Raw genomic sequence first — 21,073 nt, forward strand, 5'->3', positions numbered from 1 at the left:
GCTCGACACCGCTGCCGACGTCGCGCTGCCCTGGCACTGGCGAACCTATTGCCTGGACCAGGCATGGCGCCCGCTACGCGAACTCGAACGCCTCTCTCTGTGCAAGTGCCGCCTCAAGCGCTGGCAAAGCTACACCTGGCAACTGGCGACCTGCGAGTTGCAGCCTTCGATTCCTCTCATAGAACTGGTGCAAGGATTTTCTGATGACCAAGACACGTATTGAGCGCGACAGCATGGGCGAGCTTCAGGTCCCGGTGGATGCCCTCTACGGCGCACAGACCCAGCGTGCGGTGAACAACTTCCCGATCAGCGGCAAGCCGATGCCCGTGCAGTTCATTCGCGCGCTGATCCTGGCCAAGGCCGCCGCCGCCCGCGCCAACGTCGAACTCAAGCAGATCAGCGAATCCCAGGGCAATGCCATCGTCGAAGCGGCGTTGGGTTTGCTCAAGGACGACTTCATGCAGCACTTCCCGGTGGATATCTTCCAGACCGGTTCCGGCACCAGTTCCAACATGAACGCCAACGAAGTGATTGCCACGCTGGCGAGCCGACTGCTTGGCGAGCCGGTGAACCCCAACGATCACGTCAATTGCGGGCAGAGCAGCAACGACATCATCCCGACCACCATCCACGTCAGCGCTGCGCTGGCATTGCATGAGCAATTGCTGCCGGCATTGGTGCGCTTGGTGCAGGTGATCGAGCAAAAGGCTGAAGAGGTTCACCACCACGTCAAAACCGGTCGCACTCACTTGATGGATGCGATGCCGGTGCGCATGAGCCAGGTGCTCAACGGTTGGGCGCAACAGCTCAAAGCCAACATCGGCCATCTGCAAGATCTGCTGCCGAGCCTGCAATCCCTGGCTCAGGGTGGCACGGCGGTGGGCACCGGTATCAATGCGCACCCTGAATTTGCCGGGCTTTTCAGCCAGCAGTTGAGCAAGTTGACTCAGGTGCAATTCACGCCGGGCACCGATCTGTTTGCACTGATCGGCTCTCAGGACACCGCCGTTGCGGTCTCCGGGCAGCTGAAAACCACCGCTGTCTCGCTGATGAAAATCGCCAACGACCTGCGCTGGATGAACTCCGGCCCGCTGGCCGGCCTTGGTGAAATTGAACTCGAAGCCTTGCAGCCGGGCTCGTCGATCATGCCCGGCAAGGTCAACCCGGTGATCCCGGAAGCCACCGCGATGGTCGCCGCTCAGGTGATCGGCAATGACACGGTGATCACCATCGCCGGTCAGTCGGGCAATTTCGAGCTGAACGTGATGCTGCCGATCATCGCTCAGAACCTGTTGAGCAGCATCGAATTGCTGGCCAACTCCAGCCACCTCTTGGGTGAAAAGGCTATCGCCAGTTTCAAGGTCAACGAAGCCAGGCTCAAGGAAGCGCTGTCGCGCAACCCGATTCTGGTCACGGCACTGAACCCGATCATTGGTTACCAAAAAGCTGCGGAGATCGCCAAGAAGGCTTATCAGCAAGGCCGGCCGGTGATCGATGTCGCTCTGGAGCACACCGAACTGTCGCGCAGCCAACTGGAAGAGTTGCTCAATCCGGAAAAGCTCACCGCAGGCGGCGTGTAATCACCGCAACCGCTTTGGAGGCTCACCATGGAGCACTGGAAACGCACGATCGAAAGGGCAAACCGTTGTTTCATGCTGGGCGAATACGTCGATGCCCGCGAGGCTTACTTGCAGGCATTGGCCCTGGCCCAGGTGTTGTTCGAGCGCTGGGCGGATGCCGACGAAGCGGTGGCGGCCTGCGTCATTTCCCATCACAACCTCGCGGACCTGCATTTGCGTCTGAACCAGCCGGAGGAGAGTGCCGAATACCTGTGCGCCATCCACCAGCGCTTGTTGAAGACCATGCAGGACCCGCGACTGGCGCCCGCATTGCGTGAAGCCGCACTGCGTCAGAGCAGCAAAACCTACGTCGAACTGCTGAATTTCATCAGCGAGCATGGCGAATACCCGCGCACTCATCGTTTGCTGCACGTCGATGCCGCGTCGCCCCCTGCGCCTCTACATCATGGAGTCCACTGAAATGGCTTTTAGCTTACCTGCCTTGCCGTACGCCTACGATGCCCTGGAACCGCACATCGATGCGCAGACCATGGAAATCCACTACACCAAGCATCACCAGACTTACATCAATAACCTCAACGCGGCTGTCGAAGGCACCGAGTTCGCCGAGTGGCCGGTGGAAAAACTGGTGGCAGCAGTCCAGCAACTGCCGGAAAAGCTCCGCGCGGCGGTGATCAATCAGGGCGGCGGTCACGCCAACCACTCGCTGTTCTGGGAAGTGATGGTGCCCAACGGCGGCGGTCAGCCGGACGGTGAACTGGCCAAGGCCATCGAAGACCAGTTGGGCGGCCTCGATCGTTTCAAGGAGGCCTTCACCAAAGCCGCGCTGACCCGTTTCGGCAGTGGCTGGGCCTGGCTGAGTGTGACGCCGCAAAAGACGCTGGTCGTTGAAAGCAGCGGCAACCAGGACAGTCCCTTGATGAACGGCAATGCGCCGATTCTGGGGCTGGATGTCTGGGAGCATGCCTATTACCTGCAGTATCAAAACCGCCGGCCGGAATACATCAACGCTTTTTACAACGTGATCAATTGGCCCGAAGTCGCTGCGCGCTATCAGGCTGCACTGGTTTAAGTCTTCTATAAAAACAATCCTGGGCGGGCTATGGGCACTGAAACGCTGGCGATCGGAAGTGGACGAATGTTTCGTTACGCGTTTGGGTCGCTGTTACTACTGGCGGGCATGAGCCTGTTGGTTGCGCATGGGCTCGCGTGGCTGGACCTTGAGCCGAAACTGCTGCGTGCGTTGCAGGGCGGTGCCATTTGCGCCTTGGGCACGGCCTTGGGCGCGGTGCCGGTGCTGGTGATTCGACGCATGCCCCAGGCGGTCAGCGATACGCTGCTCGGCTTCGGTGCCGGGGTGATGCTCGCGGCGACGGCGTTTTCGCTGATCGTGCCAGGCATTGCCGCCGCTGAAAGCCTGGGGCTGACACCCTGGGCGGCCAGCGGTCTGATCAGTTTCGGCATCATGCTTGGCGCGTTCGGGCTGTATCTGGTGGATCGAAAGGTTTCCGGCGCTTCACCGGAAATGCTCGTCGGCACGCTGGAGCGGCCGGTCATTGCGCCACGGATCTGGTTGTTCGTGTTTGCCATCATTGCCCACAACATTCCCGAAGGCATGGCGGTCGGTGTCTCGGCGGGTGGCGGCATGCCCGACGCCGACAGCCTGGCCATGGGCATCGCCTTGCAGGATGTGCCGGAAGGATTGGTCATTGCGTTGGTGTTGGCCGGGGCAGGGATGTCGCGGGTCAAGGCGTTCCTGATCGGGGCGGCATCAGGCTTGGTCGAGCCGGTCTTCGCACTGTTGTGCGCCTGGCTGGTGAGCCTGGCCGAACTGCTGTTGCCATTGGGCCTGGCGCTCGCGGCCGGGGCCATGTTGCTGGTGGTCACGCACGAAGTCATTCCCGAGTCGCGACGCCATGGTCACGACAAGCTGGCCAGCCTTGGGCTGCTGATCGGGTTTTGTTTGATGATGGTGATGGATACAGCGCTCGCCTAGGCGGGCGTTATTCGCCTTCGTCGAAGTAGCGGTTGATCAAGTCTGTCAGCGCATTCAGCGCTCTTTGCTCGTCTTCGCCTTCGGTGCTGATATAGATTTTGGTGCCTTTGCCCGCAGCGAGCATCATCATTGCCATGATGCTTTTGCCGTCGACCGTTGATTCCGGCGTTCGTCCGACTCTGATCGTGCAGTCTTTGAACTCGCCGGCGACACCAACGAATTTGGCGGAAGCACGGGCATGCAGACCCAGCTTGTTGATGATTTCGATTTCCAGAGCAGGCATCGCGATGTGAATCCTTTAGCTGAGGTCGCGGTGGCGGACCTGGACGTTCTTCAGGGTTTTTTGCAGGGCCTGACCCAGACGTTCGGTCAGATAGACGGAGCGGTGATGCCCGCCGGTGCAGCCGATGGCAATGGTGACATAAGCGCGGTTGCTGGCGGCAAAGCGCGGCAGCCATTTGAGCAGGTACGTGGAAATGTCCTGGAACATCTCTTCGACGTCCGGTTGGGCGGCCAGGTACGTGGCAACTGGTTCATCAAGCCCGGACTGATCGCGTAGCTCGGGCTTCCAATAGGGGTTCGGCAGGCAGCGCACGTCGAACACCAGATCGGCGTCCACCGGCATGCCGCGCTTGAATCCGAACGACTCCACCAAAAACGCAGTACCGGGTTCCGGCTGGTTCAGCAGGCGCAACTTGATGGTATCGCGCAGCTGGTACAGGTTCAGGTTGGTGGTGATGACCTTGAGATCGGCGAGGTCGGCAATCGGCCCGAGCAGGCTGGTTTCGTCGTTGATCGCCTCGGCCAGCGAGCGGTTGGCGCTGCTCAGCGGGTGACGACGGCGAGTTTCCGAAAAACGCTTCAGCAAGGTTTCTTCGTCGGCGTCCAGGTACAGGACGTCGCACTGGATATGCCGGCTGCGAACTTCTTCGAGCAGTTCCGGAAACCGGCTCAGGTGGCTCGGCAGGTTGCGCGCATCAATAGAGACGGCAACCAGCGGCTGTGGCAGTTCGGTGTGGACCAGCGCGCGTTCGGCCAGTTCCGGCAACAACCCGGCGGGCAGGTTGTCGATGCAGTAATAGCCGTTGTCCTCGAGAACATCGAGCGCGGTGCTTTTACCTGAGCCGGAACGGCCACTGACGATGATCAAGCGCATGATTAGTGCCCGTTTTGCTCGTCCAGGACAACCTGATACAAGGCTTCATTGCTCGGGGCGCTACGCAGGCGATCGCGGACTTCCTTGCGATCGAGCATGCTGGCGATCTGGCGGAGCAATTCAAGGTGCGCATCGGTAGCGGCTTCGGGGACCAGCAAGACGAACAGCAGGTCAACCGGAGCACCGTCGATGGCGTCGAAATCGATGGGGGCGTCCAGGTGCATCAAGGCGCTGATAGGCGAGGTGCAACCTTTCAGCCGGCAGTGAGGGATAGCGATGCCGTTGCCAAAACCGGTCGAGCCGAGTTTTTCACGGGCAATCAACGCCTCGAAGACATCTTGCATCTCCAGATCCGGCACTTCCCGGGCGATCAGGTTGGCAATTTGCTCGAGGGCTTTCTTTTTGCTGCCGCCCGGCACGTTCACGAGGGAACGGCCGGGGGTCAGGATGCTTTCAAGTCGGATCATGGGTTGGGAGTGTTAACGACCGGTCGCGCCCTGGAGGAGGCTCTGGGTCTTTTCCTTATGCTTTTTGAGTTGTTTATCCAGCTTGTCGGTCAATGCGTCGATCGCCGCGTACATATCGGTATGTTCCGCGTTGGCGACCACTTCATTGCCGGGAATATGCAGCGTGGCTTCGATTTTCTGCTTCAGCTTTTCGACCGTCATCGTGACCTGCACGTTGGTGATCTTGTCGAAATGCCTCTCTAACCGTTCGAGTTTTTCGCCGATGTAGGTGCGAAGAGGTTCGGTCACTTCCAGTTGGTGTCCACTGATGTTGACTTGCATACAGCTTCTCCTTCGTTGCCAGTGCATAAAGCGGTAGACCAGATGATCTACCACTGGAACGCTGTGGCGTGGCTCTACATCAACCGCTTGCGTTCGCTCGAAGGCGCGATCCCGAGGGATTCGCGGTACTTGGCGACGGTGCGGCGAGCCACCTGAATGCCTTGTGCCTCCAGTAAACCAGCGATCTTGCTGTCACTCAACGGCTTTTTCTGATTTTCCGCGGCAACCAGTTTTTTGATGATCGCGCGGATCGCCGTGGACGAGCATTCACCGCCTTCGGAGGTGCTGACGTGACTGGAGAAAAAGTATTTCAGCTCATATATGCCCCGGGGGGTATGCATGAATTTTTGTGTGGTTACGCGGGAAATCGTCGACTCGTGCATGCCCACCGCTTCGGCGATGTCATGCAGCACCAGCGGTTTCATCGCTTCGTCGCCGTATTCCAGAAAACCACGCTGATGCTCGACGATCTGGGTGGCAACTTTCATCAGGGTTTCGTTGCGGCTTTGCAGGCTCTTGATGAACCAGCGGGCCTCTTGCAACTGATTGCGCATGAAGGTGTTGTCGGCACTGGTGTCGGCGCGGCGCACAAAACCGGCGTATTGGGCGTTGACCCGCAGCCGTGGCACCGATTCCTGGTTCAGCTCGACCAGCCAGCGCTCGTTGTCCTTGCGCACGATCACGTCGGGGACGACGTACTCGGCTTCGCTGGATTCGATCTGCGAGCCGGGGCGCGGGTTGAGGCTCTGAACCAGTTCGATCACCTGGCGCAGTTCATCTTCCTTGAGCTTCATGCGGCGCATCAGCTGGCTGTAGTCGCGGCTGCCGAGCAGGTCGATGTAATCGGTGACCAGGCGCTTGGCCTCGGCCAGCCAAGGTGTCTTGGCAGGGAGTTGGCGCAATTGCAGCAGCAGGCATTCACCCAGGTTGCGGGCGCCGATGCCGGCGGGTTCGAATTGCTGGATGCGATGCAGGACGGCTTCGATCTCGTCCAGTTCGATGTCGAGTTCCGGATCGAAGGCTTCTAGGATTTCCTCGAGGGTTTCGTCCAGGTAACCCTGATTGTTGATGCAGTCGATCAGGGTCACGGCGATCAGGCGATCGGTGTCGGACATCGGCGCCAGGTTCAGTTGCCACAACAGGTGGCTTTGCAGACTCTCACCGGCGGATGTACGGGTGGTGAAATCCCACTCGTCGTCATCGTTGCTCGGCAGGCTGCTGGCGCTGGTCTGGTAGACGTCTTCCCAGGCGGTGTCGACGGGCAGTTCGTTGGGAATGCGCTCGTTCCAGTCACCTTCCTCGAGGTTGTCCACCGTCGGGGCGGTTTCCTGATAGGAGGGTTCTGAAACGTCGGCGTTGGGTTGCTGTTCGGCTTTGTCGGCCAAGGGGTCGGCGTTATCGAAGTCGTCGCCTTCTTCCTGGCGTTCGAGCATCGGATTGGACTCCAGGGCCTCCTGGATTTCCTGTTGCAGGTCCAGGGTCGACAATTGGAGCAGGCGGATGGCCTGTTGCAGCTGCGGTGTCATCGTCAGCTGCTGGCCCATTCTCAAGACTAGCGATGGTTTCATGGCAGGGGCTAAACACCTTATTCGCCGGCGCACATGCGCCATCCACTACAGGGCGCCGAAGCGCCAAACATAAGCAAATTATATGCCCGAAACCGTAGCGTTTGCCTAGAGCGCTGTAACAATAAAAAAGTATTGATTTTTTATCGAGACAAGCGCTCGGGCAGCCAGCCAGACACCTTAGTGCTTACAGGCGGAACTCATGGCCCAGATAGACTTCTTTCACGAGGTCGTTGGCCAGGATGGTGGCCGAATCACCTTCGGCGATCAGTTGGCCATCGTTGACGATGTAGGCGGTTTCGCAGATATCCAGCGTCTCACGGACGTTGTGGTCGGTGATCAGCACGCCAATGCCCTTGGCCTTGAGGTGGTAGATGATCTGTTTGATGTCGCCCACCGAAATCGGGTCCACGCCGGCGAACGGTTCGTCGAGGAGGATGAATTTCGGGTTGGTGGCCAGTGCCCGGGCGATTTCCACGCGGCGGCGCTCGCCACCGGACAGGCTCATGCCGAGGCTGTCGCGGATGTGGCTGATGTGGAATTCCTGCAGCAGGCTTTCCAGTTCCTTGCGGCGATCGGCCTTGTCGAGTTCCTTGCGGGTCTCAAGGATCGCCATGATGTTGTCGGCGACCGAGAGTTTGCGGAAGATCGACGCTTCTTGCGGAAGATAGCCGATACCGGCCTTCGCACGACCGTGCATCGGCTGGTGGCTGACGTCCAGATCATCGATCAGTACGCGACCCTGATCGGCCTGAACCAGGCCGACAATCATGTAGAAACAGGTGGTTTTACCGGCGCCGTTAGGGCCAAGCAGGCCGACGATCTGACCGCTGTCGATGGACAGGCTGACGTCGCGCACGACCTGACGGCTCTTGTAGCTCTTGGCCAAATGCTGAGCTTTCAGAGTTGCCATTACGGGGCCTTTTGCTCGTCAGTTTTCTTTTTCGGCTGGATAACCATGTCGATACGCGGACGCGACTCGGTCACATTGGTGCCCGTGGCACGGCCTGCGCTGGCAAGCTTTTTGTTGGTGTCGTAGACGATTTTCTCGCCTTGGGTGACGTTGCCGTCTTTATCGACAACTTTGGCGCGATCGATCAGCACGACGCGGTCTTGCGAGGCGTGGTACTGGATGGTGACGCCCCAGCCCTGAACCGGCTTGGTGTCGCCCGCCGTTTGCAGTTGTTCGAAATAGGCAAGGTTGCCCACCGAAGTCACCACGTCGATGTCGCCCGCAGGGGTGCGGGTCATGGTCACAGTATTGCCTTTAACGATCATCGAACCTTGGGTGATGATCACGTCACCTTTATAGGTAGCAATACCGTTCTTGTCGTCCAGTTGGGCGTCGTCGGCCTGGATGCGGATCGGCTGCTGTTGATCGTTCGGCAGAGCCCAGGCGCTCACGCTTCCCAGTGCTGCGCTCAGACCGAGCAAAATAGGGAGAGTTTTAACGAGCCTCATACTGTCCTCTTACGTTCGATAGCAGGTGTATCCTGCTTTCTTTCAAATACGCTTTCATTCCCTTGCCAGTCGATACACCGCCAGCGCCGTCGATTCTAACGGGTTGCTCGGTCTGCGCATATTGCTGTTGCGGGAACACGGTCATACGGGTGGTAGTAATCAGGGTCTTGCGGTTTTTCTCGTCGAAACGCGTGATGCGCACCGAGTCGATCAGTTCGACCTGGGTGCCGTCCGGGTTGACCTCGCCGTGTTCGCTCTGGACGTGCCAAGGGAACTGGGTGCCGCGGAACAGGTTCAGGTCCGGGTTGGTCAACAGCGTCACTTCGGTCGCCTTCAGGTGTTCAACCTTGTCGGACGTCATTTCGTATTGCAGTTTGCCATCCGGCAGGAACTGGACGCTGTGCGCGTTGATCGCGTAGTAGTCGATTTCGCTTTCATCGACCTTTGCCACAGGCTTGTCGAGGAAGCGCTCCGGGCTGATGTTCCAGTAGCCGACCGCAGCAAATATCGCTGCGATGCAACCGAACATCAGGATGTTGCGAAATTTCTTGCTCAGCATAGTTGGCTCACAGGTACGCGGCGTTGGCCGCATCGAGGCGGCCCTGGGCGCGCAGGATCAATTCGCAGAATTCGCGAGCGGCACCCTCGCCACCACGGGCCTGGGTGATGCCGTGGGCGTGTTCACGCACGAAGCTGGCGGCATTGGCCACCGCCATGCCCAGGCCAACGCGGCGGATCACCGGCAGGTCTGGCAGGTCGTCGCCGAGGTAGGCGACTTGTTCATAGCTTAGATTGAGCTGTGCGAGAAGCTCGTCAAGCACCACCAGTTTATCTTCACGGCCCTGATAAAGGTGGGGAATACCGAGGTTCTTCGCCCGTCGCTCGACCACCGGGGTCTTGCGGCCGCTGATGATAGCCGTCTGCACGCCCGCTGCCATCAACATCTTGATGCCCTGGCCGTCGAGAGTATTGAATGTCTTGAATTCGCTGCCGTCTTCAAGGAAGTACAGGCGTCCGTCAGTCAGGACGCCGTCGACGTCGAATACCGCCAGTTTGATCTGTTTGCCGCGTTGCAGCAGGTCCGTGCTCATTACATTACTCCCGCACGCAGCAAATCGTGCATGTTCAAGGCGCCGACCGGGCGGTCTTCGCTATCGACCACGACCAGCGCGTTGATTTTATGGTCTTCCATGATTTTCAGGGCCTCGGCCGCGAGCATCTCGGCGCGGGCGGTCTTGCCGTGAGCGGTCATGACCTGGTCGATCGTCGCGCTATGGATGTCGATGCTGCGATCCAGGGTGCGGCGCAAATCGCCGTCGGTGAAGATCCCGGCGAGTTTGCCGTCGGCTTCCAGGATCACGGTCATGCCCAGACCCTTGCGGGTCATTTCCATCAGCGCGTCCTTGAGCAGGGTGCCGCGCTGGACTTGCGGCAGCTCCTGCCCGGCGTGCATGACGTTTTCCACTTTCAACAGCAGGCGTCGACCCAGCGCGCCGCCAGGGTGGGAAAAGGCGAAGTCTTCAGCGGTAAAGCCACGGGCCTCCAGCAGCGCAACGGCCAGGGCGTCGCCCATGACCAGCGCTGCGGTGGTCGACGATGTCGGCGCCAGGTTCAGCGGGCAGGCTTCGTGCTCGACGTGCACGTTGAGGTTGACCTCGGCGGCCTTGGCCAGCGGTGAGTCGGGGTTGCCGGTCACGCTGATCAGTTTGATGCCCAGGCGTTTGATCAGCGGCAGCAGGGTCACGATTTCGTTGGTGGAACCGGAGTTCGACAGGGCCAGGATGATGTCGTCGCGGGTGATCATGCCCATGTCGCCGTGACTGGCTTCGGCCGGGTGCACGAAAAACGCCGTGGTGCCGGTGCTGGCCAGGGTGGCCGCGATCTTGTTGCCGATGTGCCCTGATTTGCCCATGCCGACCACGACTACGCGGCCTTTGCTGGCCAGAATCATCTCGCAAGCGCGTACGAAATCTGCGTCGATGTGGGGCAGCAAGCCTTCTACGGCTTCCAGTTCGAGGCGGATGGTGCGTTGTGCTGATTGAATCAGGTCGCTGGATTGGCTCATGTCAGAAATCGTATAGCCTGATGAAAAGGCGGCGATTATAGCGGTAATGATCGAAACCCTCACGCAAGTTCGTCGCGCTTTGTCATTCCCTGTTACCGAAACCCTCCGAGTGAAAGCTTTTTGCCTGTCATGTTGCTGAACATGGCCCGGCTTGGCGCTTGGGCGCTTGGCCTTTGCAGTGATATAGTTCGCCGCCAGTTCGGCCTGCCCGGGAGGTATGTGCTTTCGTCAGAAAGTCAGGCGTCCGAGTGAGAGGCTGCATCGCAAGGAGTTTAGATGAGTGCCGATAACGCCTACGCGGTCGAGCTGAAGGGACTGACCTTCAAGCGCGGTTCGCGCAGCATTTTCAATAACGTCGATATCCGTATTCCACGCGGCAAGGTCACCGGCATCATGGGGCCTTCCGGGTGTGGCAAGACCACATTGCTGCGTTTGATGGGCGCACAGCTGCGTCCCACCAAGGGCGAAGTCTGGGTCAACGGTCAAAACCTGCCGAAGCTGTCGCGCAGCGATTTGTTCGACGCTCGCAAGCACATGGGCGTGCTGTTTCAGAGCGGCGCACTGTTTACCGATCTCGATGTGTTCGAGAACGTCGCCTTTCCGCTTCGCGTTCATACCGAGCTTCCGGAAGAAATGATCCGGGACATTGTCCTGCTCAAATTACAGGCCGTGGGCCTGCGTGGCGCCATCGACCTGATGCCCGAGGAGCTGTCCGGCGGCATGAAGCGTCGTGTGGCGCTGGCCCGGGCCATTGCTCTCGATCCGCAGATTCTCATGTATGACGAACCCTTCGTCGGTCAGGACCCGATCGCCATGGGCGTCCTGGTGCGCCTGATCCGCCTGCTCAACGACGCGCTGGGCATCACCAGTATCGTGGTCTCCCACGACCTGGCCGAGACGGCGAGCATCGCCGACTACATCTATGTGGTGGGCGAAGGCCAGGTGTTGGGGCAGGGCACGCCCGAGGAGCTGATGAACTCGCAGGAGCCGCGAATTCGCCAATTCATGACCGGCGAACCCGACGGCCCGGTGGCGTACCACTTTCCAGCGACGGATTACCGCGCAGATCTTCTGGGGAAGCGTTGATGCGCAAGATTTCACTATTGGAGCGCGTGCGCCGGTTCGGCCACTCCGGCATCGATGTGCTGGCGGTGTTCGGCCGTTCGACGATCTTCCTGTTTCATGCCTTGCTCGGCCGTGGCGGTATCGGCGGCGGGTTCGGGCTGCTGATCAAGCAATTGCATTCGGTGGGCGTAATGTCCCTGGTGATCATCGTGGTCTCCGGGGTGTTCATCGGCATGGTGCTGGCACTGCAGGGGTTCAACATCCTGTCCAGCTATGGTTCGGAGCAGGCGGTCGGGCAGATGGTTGCGCTGACGTTGCTGCGTGAACTGGGCCCCGTGGTCACGGCGTTGTTGTTCGCCGGGCGCGCCGGTTCGGCCCTGACGGCTGAAATCGGCAACATGAAGTCCACCGAGCAGTTGTCCAGTCTGGAAATGATTGGTGTCGACCCGCTCAAGTACATCATTGCCCCGCGCCTGTGGGCCGGCTTCATTTCCCTGCCGGTGCTGGCGATGATTTTCAGCGTGGTGGGTATCTGGGGCGGTTCGTGGGTGGCCGTCGACTGGCTGGGTGTCTATGAAGGTTCCTACTGGTCGAACATGCAAAACAGCGTGACCTTTGCCGACGATGTGCTGAACGGCATCATCAAAAGCATTGTCTTCGCTTTTGTCGTGACCTGGATCGCCGTATTCCAAGGCTATGACTGCGAGCCCACATCCGAGGGGATCAGTCGTGCCACTACCAAGACCGTTGTATACGCCTCGTTGGCGGTACTCGGCCTGGACTTTATTCTGACCGCCTTGATGTTTGGAGATTTCTGATGCAAAACCGCACCCTGGAAATCGGTGTCGGCCTTTTCTTGCTGGCTGGCATCCTGGCTTTGCTGTTGCTGGCGTTGCGGGTGAGTGGCCTGTCCCCGAGCGCAACCAACGATACTTATAAACTTTATGCGTATTTCGACAATATCGCCGGTTTGACGGTCAGAGCTAAAGTGACCATGGCCGGTGTGACCATCGGCAAGGTCACGGCGATCGATCTGGACCGCGACAGTTTCACCGGTCGAGTGACGATGCAGCTGGAAAAGCGCGTAGATAACCTGCCGAATGACTCCACTGCATCTATCCTGACTGCTGGCCTGTTGGGCGAGAAGTACATCGGTATCAGCGTGGGCGGCGAAGAAGCCCTGCTCAAGGATGGTGGAACCATCCATGACACCCAGTCGTCGCTGGTGCTCGAGGACCTGATCGGTAAATTCCTGCTCAATACCGTTAGCAAAGACGCCAAATGAGGAGCTTTTGAATGATCTCTACCTTGCGACGTGGCCTGTTGGTATTACTCGCGGCCCTGCCGTTGATGGCTAACGCCGTGGCGGCGCCTTCCGCGCACGAACTGGTACAAGACACCACGACCCGGTTGCTGGCGGATCTGTCGGCCAACAAAGAGAAGTACAAACAGGACCCGCAGGACTTTTACACGGCGCTGAACACCATCGTCGGGCCTGTGGTGGATGCCGAGGGTATTTCCAAGAGCATCATGACGGTCAAATATTCGCGCAAGGCCACGCCGGCGCAAATGAAGACCTTTGAAGAAAACTTCAAGAAAGGCCTGTTCCAGTTCTATGGTAACGCCTTGCTCGAGTACAACAACCAGGGCATCGTCGTCGACCCTGCCAAGGATGAGTCGGGAGACCGCACCAGCGTTGGCATGACGGTCAAAGGCAGCAACGGCGCGATCTATCCTGTGTCCTACACGCTCGAGAAGATCAACGGCGAGTGGAAGCTGCGTAACGTGATCATCAACGGCATCAACATCGGCAAACTGTTCCGCGATCAGTTCGCCGATGCGATGCAGCGCAATGGCAACGACCTGGACAAGACCATCAATGGTTGGGCCGGTGAAGTCGCCAAGGCCAAGGAAGCCAGCCAGAAGCAATCCACCGAGCAGCAGACCCAATGAGTGTATCGGCCATTCGCATGAATGAATCCGGTGAGCTGATGCTCAGCGGCATGCTGGACTACCTCACTGGCCCGGGCCTGCGCAAGCAGGGCCAGGCGCTGATCAAGGCCAGCAAGGCCCCCGCACTGGTGGTGGACTGTTCGGCGGTGTTGAAATCCAGCAGCGTCGGCTTGTCGTTGCTGCTGTGTTTCATGCGGGATGCGCACGAGGCCGGCAAGTCGTTGAGCATTCGCGCGATGCCCGAAGACATGCGCGAAATCGCTCAGGTCAGCGAAATGACCGAGCTGTTGGCGCATCCCTAACCGCATCGACAGAGAAGCCCCCCGTCAGAGTCCTGCTTCGCGGGGTTCGCAGGCGCGGGGCTTTTTTGTATGATGTCCGACCCGCGCGCACAGGGCGCCGATTGAGGTTGAGCATGCAGGCCGTAGAAGTGAAGAGCTTCCTTGAAGGAAAGCTGCCAAACACGCAGGTGGAAGTTGAAGGCGAAGGCTGCAACTTTCAGCTGAATGTGATTAGCGATGAACTGGCGGCGTTGAGCCCGGTGAAGCGTCAGCAGCAGGTCTATGCCCATTTGAACCCATGGATCACCGATGGCAGCATCCATGCGGTCACTATGAAATTTTTCAGCAGCGCGGCCTGGGCCGAGCGCACCTGAGCCCAAGGGCGTCGAGATTCTTATGGATAAATTGATTATTACCGGTGGCGCTCGTCTTGATGGCGAGATCCGCATTTCCGGGGCAAAGAACTCTGCCCTGCCGATCCTGGCTGCAACTTTGCTGTGCGATGGCCCGGTTACCGTTGCCAACCTGCCGCACCTGCACGACATCACCACCATGATCGAGCTGTTCGGTCGCATGGGCATCGAGCCGGTGATCGACGAGAAACTCAGCGTCGAAATCGACCCGCGCACCATCAAGACCCTGATCGCTCCGTACGAACTGGTTAAAACCATGCGTGCGTCGATCCTGGTACTGGGCCCGATGGTTGCCCGTTTCGGTGAAGCCGAAGTCGCACTGCCTGGCGGTTGCGCCATCGGTTCGCGTCCGGTGGACCTGCACATCCGTGGTCTTGAAGCCATGGGCGCGGTCATCGACGTCGAAGGCGGCTACATCAAGGCCAAGGCGCCTGAAGGCGGCCTGCGTGGCGCGCACTTCTTCTTCGACACCGTCAGTGTGACCGGTACCGAAAACATCATGATGGCCGCTGCCCTGGCCAAGGGCCGCAGCGTGCTGGCCAACGCCGCGCGCGAGCCTGAAGTGGTCGACCTGGCGAACTTCCTGATCGCCATGGGCGCCAAGATCTCTGGCGCCGGCACCGACACCATCACCATCGATGGCGTCGAGCGTCTGCACACCACCACTTACAAAGTGATGCCGGACCGTATCGAAACCGGTACCTACCTGGTTGCCGCCGCCGTGACCGGCGGTCGTGTGAAGGTCAAGGACACCGATCCGACCATCCTCGAAGCCGTCCTGGAAAAACTCCGTGAGTCGGGTGCCGAAATCAACTGCGGTGAAGACTGGATCGAGCTGAACATGCACGGCAAGCGGCCAAAAGCCGTCAACGTGCGCACCGCTCCATACCCGGCGTTCCCGACTGACATGCAGGCGCAGTTCATCTCGCTCAACGCCATTGCCGAAGGCACCGGTGCCGTGATCGAGACGATCTTCGAAAACCGCTTCATGCACGTTTACGAACTGCACCGCATGGGCGCCAAGATCCAGGTCGAAGGCAACACCGCCATTGTCACCGGTACCGAGAAGCTGAAAGGCGCGCCAGTCATGGCCACCGACCTGCGTGCTTCGGCCAGCCTGGTGATCTCGGCGCTGATCGCTGAAGGCGACACCCTGATCGACCGCATCTACCACATCGACCGTGGTTACGAGTGCATCGAAGAGAAACTGCAGATGCTCGGCGCCAAGATCCGCCGCGTACCGGGCTAGTTTTTTGCTGCATGGGCATAAGGATGTGCCCGTTGAATTCGTTTCAAGTCGAGGGTACTTCACCCACGATGTGTGTCCGGCGCCGTTTGTGACCGGGCACGTACCTTGATAAGGACTGACGTTTCCCATGTTGACCATCGCACTGTCCAAGGGCCGCATCCTTGACGACACCCTGCCGCTTCTGGCTGAAGCGGGCATCGTGCCGACCGAGAATCCGGACAAGAGCCGCAAGCTGATCATCCCCACGACCCAGGAAGATGTACGCCTGCTGATCGTGCGCGCCACCGATGTGCCGACCTATGTCGAGCATGGTGCCGCTGACCTGGGCGTCGCCGGTAAAGATGTGCTGATGGAATACGGCGGCCAGGGCTTGTACGAGCCACTGGACCTGCGCATTGCCCTCTGCAAGCTGATGACCGCTGGCCGTGTCGGCGACGTCGAGCCCAAGGGCCGTTTGCGGGTGGCGACCAAGTTCGTCAACGTTGCCAAGCGTTACTACGCCGAACAGGGTCGTCAGGTCGACATCATCAAGCTGTACGGCTCGATGGAACTGGCGCCGCTGATCGGTCTGGCGGACAAGATCATCGACGTGGTCGACACCGGCAACACCCTGCGCGCCAATGGCCTGGAACCCCAGGATTTCATTGCCGACATCAGCTCCCGGCTGATCGTCAACAAAGCTTCGATGAAAATGCAGCACGCCCGTATCCAGGCGTTGATCGACACCCTGCGCAAGGCAGTGGAGTCTCGACACCGCGGCTGATTCACCTGCGCGACCTTGAGTCGCGCCCGTCTATCCGCCTCATAGCCAGAATCTCAGGTGCCCAAGCGGAAACGACTGCTAAGTTAGGGCGCCTGAGTTTTTGCCATTCCTATGAGGCTCTCGCTATGACCGCACCGACTGCAATTCGCCGACTCAACGCTGCTGACCCGGATTTCGCACATCATCTGGATCATCTGCTGAGCTGGGAAAGTGTGTCTGACGACTCGGTCAATCAGCGGGTGCTGGACATCATCAAGGCCGTGCGCGAGCGTGGCGATGCGGCGCTGGTGGAATTCACCCAGAAGTTCGACGGCCTGGAAGTCGCCTCGATGGCCGACCTGATCCTGCCGCGCGAGCGCCTGGAACTGGCCCTGACCCGCATCACCGTGCCGCAGCGTGAAGCGCTGGAAAAAGCCGCGGCCCGTGTGCGCAGCTACCACGAAAAGCAGAAACAGGATTCCTGGAGCTACACCGAGGCCGATGGCACGGTGCTGGGCCAGAAGGTCACGCCGCTGGATCGCGCCGGTCTTTATGTCCCGGGCGGCAAAGCGTCGTACCCGTCGTCCGTACTGATGAACGCGATCCCGGCCAAAGTGGCGGGCGTGACCGAAGTGGTCATGGTGGTACCGACCCCGCGCGGTGAAATCAACGAGCTGGTATTGGCCGCAGCGTGCATCGCGGGTGTCGACCGTGTCTTCACCATCGGTGGCGCCCAAGCCGTTGCCGCGTTGGCTTATGGCACCGAAAGCGTGCCGAAGGTCGACAAGGTGGTCGGCCCGGGCAACATCTATGTCGCCACCGCCAAGCGTCACGTGTTCGGCCAGGTCGGCATCGACATGATCGCCGGCCCGTCGGAAATCCTCGTTGTGTGCGACGGCCAAACCGATCCGGACTGGATCGCCATGGACCTGTTCTCCCAGGCCGAGCACGACGAAGACGCCCAGGCGATTCTGGTCAGCCCGGACGCCGGGTTCCTCGACAAGGTCGCCGCCAGCATCGCCAAACTGTTGCCGACCATGGAACGCGCCGAGATCATCGAAACCTCGATCAATGGCCGTGGGGCGCTGATCCAGGTTCGTGATATGGAGCAAGCCATCGAAGTGGCCAACCGCATCGCACCGGAGCACCTGGAGTTGTCGGTCGCCGATCCACAAGCATGGTTGCCGCAGATCCGTCACGCCGGCGCAATCTTCATGGGTCGTCACACCTCCGAAGCCTTGGGCGACTACTGCGCCGGCCCGAACCACGTGCTGCCGACCTCCGGCACTGCTCGTTTCTCGTCGCCGCTGGGCGTGTACGACTTCCAGAAACGCTCGTCGATCATCTTCTGCTCCGAGCAGGGTGCGTCGGAACTGGGCAAGACCGCTTCCGTGCTGGCCCGTGGCGAGTCGCTGACCGCCCACGCCCGCAGCGCCGAATACCGCATCATCGACGACAAGCAGGGGAACTGAGATGAGTAAATTCTGGAGCCCGTTCGTCAAGAACCTGGTGCCTTACGTGCCGGGCGAGCAGCCGAAACTGGCGAAACTGGTGAAGCTCAACACCAACGAAAACCCGTACGGCCCATCGCCAAAAGCCCTGGCGGCGATGCAGACCGAGCTCAACGACAACCTGCGTTTGTACCCGGACCCGAACAGCGACCTGTTGAAGAACGCTGTCGCCAAGTACTACGGCGTGCAAAGCAATCAGGTGTTCCTCGGCAACGGTTCCGATGAAGTCCTGGCGCACATCTTTCACGGTTTGCTGCAACACGATCAGCCGGTGCTGTTCCCGGACATCAGCTACAGCTTCTACCCGGTCTACTGCGGGTTGTACGGCATCACGTTCGACGCGGTGCCGCTGGACGAGCAGTTCCAGATCAACCCGGCGGATTACGCCAAGCCGAACGGCGGGATCATCTTCCCGAACCCGAACGCGCCGACCGGTTGCCTGTTGGCGCTGGACGCGGTTGAGCAGATCCTCAAGGCCAGCCCGGATTCGGTGGTCGTGGTGGATGAGGCTTACATCGACTTCGGTGGCGAGACGGCGATCAGTCTGGTGGACCGTTATCCGAATTTGCTGGTGACTCAGACCTTGTCCAAATCCCGTTCCCTGGCCGGCCTGCGGGTCGGTCTGGCGGTGGGGCATCCGGACCTGATCGAGGCGCTGGAGCGGATCAAGAACAGCTTCAACTCTTATCCGCTGGATCGCCTGGCGAACGTCGGTGCAGCCGCCGCATTCGAAGACCGCGAATACTTCGACAAGACCTGTGGGTTGGTGATCGAGAATCGCGAGAAGGTCGTTGCGCAACTGCAAGCCAAGGGCTTTGAAGTGCTGCCGTCAGCGGCGAACTTCATCTTCGCCCGGCATCCGCAGCACGATGCGGCGGGGCTGGCGGCGAAGTTGCGCGAGCAAGGCGTGATTGTTCGGCACTTCAAGCAGGAGCGGATTGCCCAGTTCCTGCGGATTTCGATTGGCACACCTGAACAGAATCAGGCACTGATCGACGGCCTCGGCGACCTCTAAACACCCCACAACCCCTGTAGGAGCGAGGCTTGCCCGCGAAGAACGATGACACGGTGTATCAAGTACACCGCGTCATCGTTCTTCGCGGGCAAGTCGGATCGCCGCACCGCTCGCTCCTACAGGGATCGTGTGGGGAGTGCTTACTGTTCTTCTTTCTCTTTGACCGGCGCCGGTGGCGGGCGCAAGCCGATTTCAGCGGTGAGCTTCAGTTCCTTGCCGTTGCGCATCACCTGAACCGTGACTTTGTCGGTCGGTTTGATCCGCGCGACCTGGTTCATCGAGCGACGACCATCACCGGCCGGTTCGCCGTCGATGGTGAGAATCACGTCACCCAATTGCAGGCCGGCCTTCTGCGCAGGGCCGTCACGGAAAATCCCCGCGACCACAATGCCCGGACGTCCCGACAGGCCGTACGACTCCGCCAGCTCCTGGCTCAACGGCTGCACTTCGATACCGAGCCAGCCGCGAATCACCTGGCCGTGTTCGATGATCGACTTCATCACTTCCATCGCCAGTTTGACCGGGATCGCGAAACCGATGCCTTGCGAACCGCCGGACTTGGAGAAGATCGCCGTGTTGATCCCGGTCAGGTTGCCATTGGCATCCACCAGCGCACCGCCGGAGTTGCCGGGGTTGATCGCGGCGTCGGTCTGGATGAAATCTTCGTAGTTGTTCAGGCCCAGCTGGTTACGGCCGGTGGCGCTGATGATGCCCATGGTCACGGTCTGGCCGACGCCGAACGGGTTGCCGATGGCGAGGGCGACGTCGCCGATGCGGATGTTGTCGGAGCGGCCGACGGTGATCGACGGCAGGTTTTTCAGATCGATCTTCAGGACCGCGAGGTCGGTTTCCGGGTCGCTGCCGATGACGCGGGCCAGGGTTTCACGCCCGTCCTTCAGCGCGACGACAATCTGGTCGGCGCCGCTGGTCACGTGGTTGTTGGTCAGCAGGTAGCCTTCCGGGCTCATGATCACGCCGGAGCCGAGGCTCGATTCCATGCGTTTCTGCTTGGGCGCGTTGTCGCCGAAGAAGCGGCGGAACTGCGGGTCTTCGAACAGCGGATGGTTCGGCTTGTTGATGACTTTGGTGGTGTACAGGTTCACCACCGACGGCGCAGCGGTGGTGACTGCGTCGGCATAGGACACCGGCCCCTGTTGCATGGTGGTGGTTTGCGGGGCTTGCTGCAGGTTGACGTCGAGGCTTGGAAGCCCGACCCACTGCGGGTAACGCTGGATGATCAATAGAGCGATAAGCACGCCGGCCAACAGCGGCCAGCCGGAAAAACGCAGCGCCTTGAGCATTAAGCACGTCCTGAGAGGTTGCAGGCGGTTAGAGACCGCCCATAATGTCGCGCATTATACGAGGCCGCGCGCGCCTCTGAACGGGATATTTAGGAGTCTTTTATGGCCGTCGCCCTGAGCACCCTGGTCGAAGAAGCCGACCGTTATCTGAACAGTGCAAAGATTGCCGATTATTGCCCCAACGGGTTACAGGTCGAAGGCCGACCGCAGGTGATGCGCATCGTCAGTGGCGTCACGGCCAGTCAGGCGTTGCTGGATGCTGCCGTCGAAGCGCAGGCCGATCTGGTGCTGGTGCATCACGGTTACTTCTGGAAGGGCGAGAACCCGTGCATCACCGGCATGAAGCAGCGTCGGCTGAAAACCCTGCTCAAGCACGACATCAGTCTGCTGTCCTATCACCTGCCGCTGGACCTGCACCCGGAAGTCGGTAACAACGTGCAGCTCGCCCGTCAGTTGGACATCACCGTCGAAGGGCCGCTGGACCCGGATAACCTCAAGATTGTCGGTCTGGTAGGCTCGTTGAACGAACCGGTGACGCCGCGTGATTTCGCTCGCCGCGTGCAGGAAGTCATGGGGCGCGAGCCGCTGCTGATTGAAGGCAGCGAGATGATTCGTCGGGTCGGCTGGTGCACCGGTGGCGGCCAGGGGTATATCGATCAGGCGGTCTTGGCGGGCGTCGATCTGTACCTCAGCGGCGAGGCGTCCGAGCAAACCTTCCATAGCGCCCGTGAAAACGACATCAGTTTCATCGCCGCCGGTCACCACGCCACCGAGCGTTATGGTGTGCAGGCGCTGGGGGATTACCTGGCGCGACGGTTTGCGCTGGAGCACATCTTCATCGATTGCCCGAATCCGATCTAATTTCATGTAGGAGCGAGGCTTGCCCGCGAAAAACGATAACGCGGTCCATAAGTTAAACCGCGTTATCGTTC

Annotated in this window: 26 protein-coding genes and 1 pseudogene; 16 read left to right on the forward strand and 11 right to left on the reverse strand. The window is 59.9% G+C overall.

Annotated elements, in window-relative coordinates:
• From KGA97_RS24220 to KGA97_RS24240, 5 genes and pseudogenes are all read left to right on the forward strand, one after another.
• Positions 1-223, forward strand: a pseudogene (locus KGA97_RS24220) (FagA protein); the annotation flags it as partial.
• Positions 204-1,580, forward strand: a complete 1,377-nt coding sequence (locus tag KGA97_RS24225) for a class II fumarate hydratase (RefSeq protein ID WP_192227730.1) — start codon at positions 204-206, stop codon at positions 1,578-1,580. The pseudogene KGA97_RS24220 and the gene KGA97_RS24225, both read left to right, overlap by 20 nt.
• 27 nt (positions 1,581-1,607) lie before the next feature.
• Positions 1,608-2,039 (forward strand): hypothetical protein, encoded by a 432-nt coding sequence (locus KGA97_RS24230; RefSeq protein WP_008026901.1) that lies wholly within the window; start codon positions 1,608-1,610, stop codon positions 2,037-2,039.
• A 1-nt stretch (position 2,040) separates the two neighbouring features.
• Positions 2,041-2,652 (forward strand): superoxide dismutase, encoded by a 612-nt coding sequence (locus KGA97_RS24235; protein ID WP_223481656.1) that lies wholly within the window; start codon positions 2,041-2,043, stop codon positions 2,650-2,652.
• Positions 2,653-2,682: 30 nt separating this feature from the next.
• Positions 2,683-3,576, forward strand: a complete 894-nt coding sequence (locus tag KGA97_RS24240; protein WP_207285273.1) for a ZIP family metal transporter — start codon at positions 2,683-2,685, stop codon at positions 3,574-3,576.
• Between the two features lie 7 nt (positions 3,577-3,583).
• Here KGA97_RS24240 and KGA97_RS24245 read toward each other — a convergent pair whose 3' ends face one another.
• The 10 genes from KGA97_RS24245 to KGA97_RS24290 all read right to left on the reverse strand — a co-directional run bounded on the left by KGA97_RS24245 (position 3,584) and on the right by KGA97_RS24290 (position 10,611).
• On the reverse strand, positions 3,584-3,859 hold the full coding sequence (locus KGA97_RS24245) for an HPr family phosphocarrier protein (protein WP_223481657.1): 276 nt from the start codon (positions 3,857-3,859) through the stop codon (positions 3,584-3,586).
• A 15-nt stretch (positions 3,860-3,874) separates the two neighbouring features.
• On the reverse strand, positions 3,875-4,732 hold the full coding sequence (gene rapZ / locus KGA97_RS24250) for an RNase adapter RapZ (protein WP_008037390.1): 858 nt from the start codon (positions 4,730-4,732) through the stop codon (positions 3,875-3,877).
• Positions 4,733-4,734: 2 nt separating this feature from the next.
• A complete protein-coding gene (gene ptsN, locus KGA97_RS24255) occupies positions 4,735-5,199 on the reverse strand; it encodes a PTS IIA-like nitrogen regulatory protein PtsN (RefSeq protein ID WP_008026914.1) in 465 nt (154 codons plus the stop codon).
• A 12-nt stretch (positions 5,200-5,211) separates the two neighbouring features.
• On the reverse strand, positions 5,212-5,520 hold the full coding sequence (hpf, locus tag KGA97_RS24260; RefSeq protein WP_007941242.1) for a ribosome hibernation-promoting factor, HPF/YfiA family: 309 nt from the start codon (positions 5,518-5,520) through the stop codon (positions 5,212-5,214).
• 74 nt (positions 5,521-5,594) lie between these two features.
• The gene (locus KGA97_RS24265; protein ID WP_032828652.1) at positions 5,595-7,088 is read right to left on the reverse strand and encodes an RNA polymerase factor sigma-54; all 1,494 of its coding nucleotides are present in this window, start codon (positions 7,086-7,088) and stop codon (positions 5,595-5,597) included.
• A gap of 184 nt (positions 7,089-7,272) precedes the next feature.
• Positions 7,273-7,998, reverse strand: coding sequence for an LPS export ABC transporter ATP-binding protein (gene lptB, locus KGA97_RS24270; RefSeq protein ID WP_008026918.1), 726 nt, complete (start codon positions 7,996-7,998; stop codon positions 7,273-7,275).
• On the reverse strand, positions 7,998-8,546 hold the full coding sequence (lptA, locus tag KGA97_RS24275) for a lipopolysaccharide transport periplasmic protein LptA (protein ID WP_008026920.1): 549 nt from the start codon (positions 8,544-8,546) through the stop codon (positions 7,998-8,000). The genes lptB and lptA overlap by 1 nt, the downstream gene beginning before the upstream one ends.
• Positions 8,533-9,105 (reverse strand): LPS export ABC transporter periplasmic protein LptC, encoded by a 573-nt coding sequence (gene lptC, locus KGA97_RS24280; RefSeq protein ID WP_008026921.1) that lies wholly within the window; start codon positions 9,103-9,105, stop codon positions 8,533-8,535. The genes lptA and lptC overlap by 14 nt, the downstream gene beginning before the upstream one ends.
• 7 nt (positions 9,106-9,112) lie before the next feature.
• The gene (locus KGA97_RS24285; protein ID WP_008037377.1) at positions 9,113-9,637 is read right to left on the reverse strand and encodes a KdsC family phosphatase; all 525 of its coding nucleotides are present in this window, start codon (positions 9,635-9,637) and stop codon (positions 9,113-9,115) included.
• The gene (locus tag KGA97_RS24290; protein WP_008026924.1) at positions 9,637-10,611 is read right to left on the reverse strand and encodes a KpsF/GutQ family sugar-phosphate isomerase; all 975 of its coding nucleotides are present in this window, start codon (positions 10,609-10,611) and stop codon (positions 9,637-9,639) included. The genes KGA97_RS24285 and KGA97_RS24290 overlap by 1 nt, the downstream gene beginning before the upstream one ends.
• A gap of 276 nt (positions 10,612-10,887) precedes the next feature.
• Here KGA97_RS24290 and KGA97_RS24295 point away from each other — a divergent pair, with 276 nt between their 5' ends.
• The 10 genes from KGA97_RS24295 (at position 10,888) to hisC (ending at position 18,840) form a co-directional block, all read left to right on the forward strand.
• A complete protein-coding gene (locus KGA97_RS24295; protein ID WP_008026926.1) occupies positions 10,888-11,697 on the forward strand; it encodes an ATP-binding cassette domain-containing protein in 810 nt (269 codons plus the stop codon).
• Positions 11,697-12,494, forward strand: a complete 798-nt coding sequence (gene mlaE, locus KGA97_RS24300) for a lipid asymmetry maintenance ABC transporter permease subunit MlaE (protein ID WP_008026928.1) — start codon at positions 11,697-11,699, stop codon at positions 12,492-12,494. The genes KGA97_RS24295 and mlaE overlap by 1 nt, the downstream gene beginning before the upstream one ends.
• Entirely contained in the window at positions 12,494-12,961 is a 468-nt protein-coding gene (mlaD, locus tag KGA97_RS24305) for an outer membrane lipid asymmetry maintenance protein MlaD (RefSeq protein WP_008026930.1), read from the forward strand. The genes mlaE and mlaD overlap by 1 nt, the downstream gene beginning before the upstream one ends.
• Positions 12,962-12,972: 11 nt before the next feature.
• Positions 12,973-13,629, forward strand: coding sequence for a phospholipid-binding protein MlaC (locus KGA97_RS24310; protein ID WP_192417373.1), 657 nt, complete (start codon positions 12,973-12,975; stop codon positions 13,627-13,629).
• Positions 13,626-13,931: a lipid asymmetry maintenance protein MlaB gene (locus KGA97_RS24315; RefSeq protein WP_008037374.1), complete on the forward strand. Its 306-nt coding sequence runs from the start codon at positions 13,626-13,628 to the stop codon at positions 13,929-13,931. The genes KGA97_RS24310 and KGA97_RS24315 overlap by 4 nt, the downstream gene beginning before the upstream one ends.
• Before the next feature lie 113 nt (positions 13,932-14,044).
• The gene (locus KGA97_RS24320; RefSeq protein ID WP_150710210.1) at positions 14,045-14,284 is read left to right on the forward strand and encodes a BolA family protein; all 240 of its coding nucleotides are present in this window, start codon (positions 14,045-14,047) and stop codon (positions 14,282-14,284) included.
• 22 nt (positions 14,285-14,306) lie between these two features.
• Entirely contained in the window at positions 14,307-15,572 is a 1,266-nt protein-coding gene (murA, locus tag KGA97_RS24325) for a UDP-N-acetylglucosamine 1-carboxyvinyltransferase (protein ID WP_008026938.1), read from the forward strand.
• A gap of 127 nt (positions 15,573-15,699) precedes the next feature.
• Entirely contained in the window at positions 15,700-16,335 is a 636-nt protein-coding gene (gene hisG / locus KGA97_RS24330) for an ATP phosphoribosyltransferase (RefSeq protein ID WP_008026940.1), read from the forward strand.
• A gap of 125 nt (positions 16,336-16,460) precedes the next feature.
• Entirely contained in the window at positions 16,461-17,786 is a 1,326-nt protein-coding gene (gene hisD, locus KGA97_RS24335) for a histidinol dehydrogenase (protein WP_008026941.1), read from the forward strand.
• 1 nt (position 17,787) lies between these two features.
• Positions 17,788-18,840 (forward strand): histidinol-phosphate transaminase, encoded by a 1,053-nt coding sequence (hisC, locus tag KGA97_RS24340; protein ID WP_008037367.1) that lies wholly within the window; start codon positions 17,788-17,790, stop codon positions 18,838-18,840.
• Positions 18,841-18,980: 140 nt separating this feature from the next.
• Here hisC and algW read toward each other — a convergent pair whose 3' ends face one another.
• Positions 18,981-20,141, reverse strand: coding sequence for a Do family serine endopeptidase AlgW (gene algW / locus KGA97_RS24345; protein ID WP_008026944.1), 1,161 nt, complete (start codon positions 20,139-20,141; stop codon positions 18,981-18,983).
• Positions 20,142-20,243: 102 nt separating this feature from the next.
• Between algW and KGA97_RS24350 the strand changes: the two genes are divergently transcribed.
• Positions 20,244-21,002, forward strand: coding sequence for a Nif3-like dinuclear metal center hexameric protein (locus KGA97_RS24350; protein ID WP_008037366.1), 759 nt, complete (start codon positions 20,244-20,246; stop codon positions 21,000-21,002).
• Positions 21,003-21,073: the final 71 nt, after the last annotated feature.

Origin of the sequence: Pseudomonas sp. BF-B-15, from assembly GCF_019946675.1 — a bacterium.
GTDB classification, from domain to species: domain Bacteria; phylum Pseudomonadota; class Gammaproteobacteria; order Pseudomonadales; family Pseudomonadaceae; genus Aquipseudomonas; species Aquipseudomonas migulae.

What these genes read in the sequence shown, in the direction of transcription:
- KGA97_RS24225 (WP_192227730.1), top strand. Translation starts at nt 204, where the DNA reads ATGACCAAGACACGTATTGAGCGCGACAGCATGGGCGAGCTTCAGGTC.
- KGA97_RS24230 (WP_008026901.1), top strand. Translation starts at nt 1,608, where the DNA reads ATGGAGCACTGGAAACGCACGATCGAAAGGGCAAACCGTTGTTTCATG.
- KGA97_RS24235 (WP_223481656.1), top strand. Translation starts at nt 2,041, where the DNA reads ATGGCTTTTAGCTTACCTGCCTTGCCGTACGCCTACGATGCCCTGGAA.
- KGA97_RS24240 (WP_207285273.1), top strand. Translation starts at nt 2,683, where the DNA reads ATGGGCACTGAAACGCTGGCGATCGGAAGTGGACGAATGTTTCGTTAC.
- KGA97_RS24245 (WP_223481657.1), bottom strand. Translation starts at nt 3,859, where the DNA reads ATGCCTGCTCTGGAAATCGAAATCATCAACAAGCTGGGTCTGCATGCC.
- rapZ (WP_008037390.1), bottom strand. Translation starts at nt 4,732, where the DNA reads ATGCGCTTGATCATCGTCAGTGGCCGTTCCGGCTCAGGTAAAAGCACC.
- ptsN (WP_008026914.1), bottom strand. Translation starts at nt 5,199, where the DNA reads ATGATCCGACTTGAAAGCATCCTGACCCCCGGCCGTTCCCTCGTGAAC.
- hpf (WP_007941242.1), bottom strand. Translation starts at nt 5,520, where the DNA reads ATGCAAGTCAACATCAGTGGACACCAACTGGAAGTGACCGAACCTCTT.
- KGA97_RS24265 (WP_032828652.1), bottom strand. Translation starts at nt 7,088, where the DNA reads ATGAAACCATCGCTAGTCTTGAGAATGGGCCAGCAGCTGACGATGACA.
- lptB (WP_008026918.1), bottom strand. Translation starts at nt 7,998, where the DNA reads ATGGCAACTCTGAAAGCTCAGCATTTGGCCAAGAGCTACAAGAGCCGT.
- lptA (WP_008026920.1), bottom strand. Translation starts at nt 8,546, where the DNA reads ATGAGGCTCGTTAAAACTCTCCCTATTTTGCTCGGTCTGAGCGCAGCA.
- lptC (WP_008026921.1), bottom strand. Translation starts at nt 9,105, where the DNA reads ATGCTGAGCAAGAAATTTCGCAACATCCTGATGTTCGGTTGCATCGCA.
- KGA97_RS24285 (WP_008037377.1), bottom strand. Translation starts at nt 9,637, where the DNA reads ATGAGCACGGACCTGCTGCAACGCGGCAAACAGATCAAACTGGCGGTA.
- KGA97_RS24290 (WP_008026924.1), bottom strand. Translation starts at nt 10,611, where the DNA reads ATGAGCCAATCCAGCGACCTGATTCAATCAGCACAACGCACCATCCGC.
- KGA97_RS24295 (WP_008026926.1), top strand. Translation starts at nt 10,888, where the DNA reads ATGAGTGCCGATAACGCCTACGCGGTCGAGCTGAAGGGACTGACCTTC.
- mlaE (WP_008026928.1), top strand. Translation starts at nt 11,697, where the DNA reads ATGCGCAAGATTTCACTATTGGAGCGCGTGCGCCGGTTCGGCCACTCC.
- mlaD (WP_008026930.1), top strand. Translation starts at nt 12,494, where the DNA reads ATGCAAAACCGCACCCTGGAAATCGGTGTCGGCCTTTTCTTGCTGGCT.
- KGA97_RS24310 (WP_192417373.1), top strand. Translation starts at nt 12,973, where the DNA reads ATGATCTCTACCTTGCGACGTGGCCTGTTGGTATTACTCGCGGCCCTG.
- KGA97_RS24315 (WP_008037374.1), top strand. Translation starts at nt 13,626, where the DNA reads ATGAGTGTATCGGCCATTCGCATGAATGAATCCGGTGAGCTGATGCTC.
- KGA97_RS24320 (WP_150710210.1), top strand. Translation starts at nt 14,045, where the DNA reads ATGCAGGCCGTAGAAGTGAAGAGCTTCCTTGAAGGAAAGCTGCCAAAC.
- murA (WP_008026938.1), top strand. Translation starts at nt 14,307, where the DNA reads ATGGATAAATTGATTATTACCGGTGGCGCTCGTCTTGATGGCGAGATC.
- hisG (WP_008026940.1), top strand. Translation starts at nt 15,700, where the DNA reads ATGTTGACCATCGCACTGTCCAAGGGCCGCATCCTTGACGACACCCTG.
- hisD (WP_008026941.1), top strand. Translation starts at nt 16,461, where the DNA reads ATGACCGCACCGACTGCAATTCGCCGACTCAACGCTGCTGACCCGGAT.
- hisC (WP_008037367.1), top strand. Translation starts at nt 17,788, where the DNA reads ATGAGTAAATTCTGGAGCCCGTTCGTCAAGAACCTGGTGCCTTACGTG.
- algW (WP_008026944.1), bottom strand. Translation starts at nt 20,141, where the DNA reads ATGCTCAAGGCGCTGCGTTTTTCCGGCTGGCCGCTGTTGGCCGGCGTG.
- KGA97_RS24350 (WP_008037366.1), top strand. Translation starts at nt 20,244, where the DNA reads ATGGCCGTCGCCCTGAGCACCCTGGTCGAAGAAGCCGACCGTTATCTG.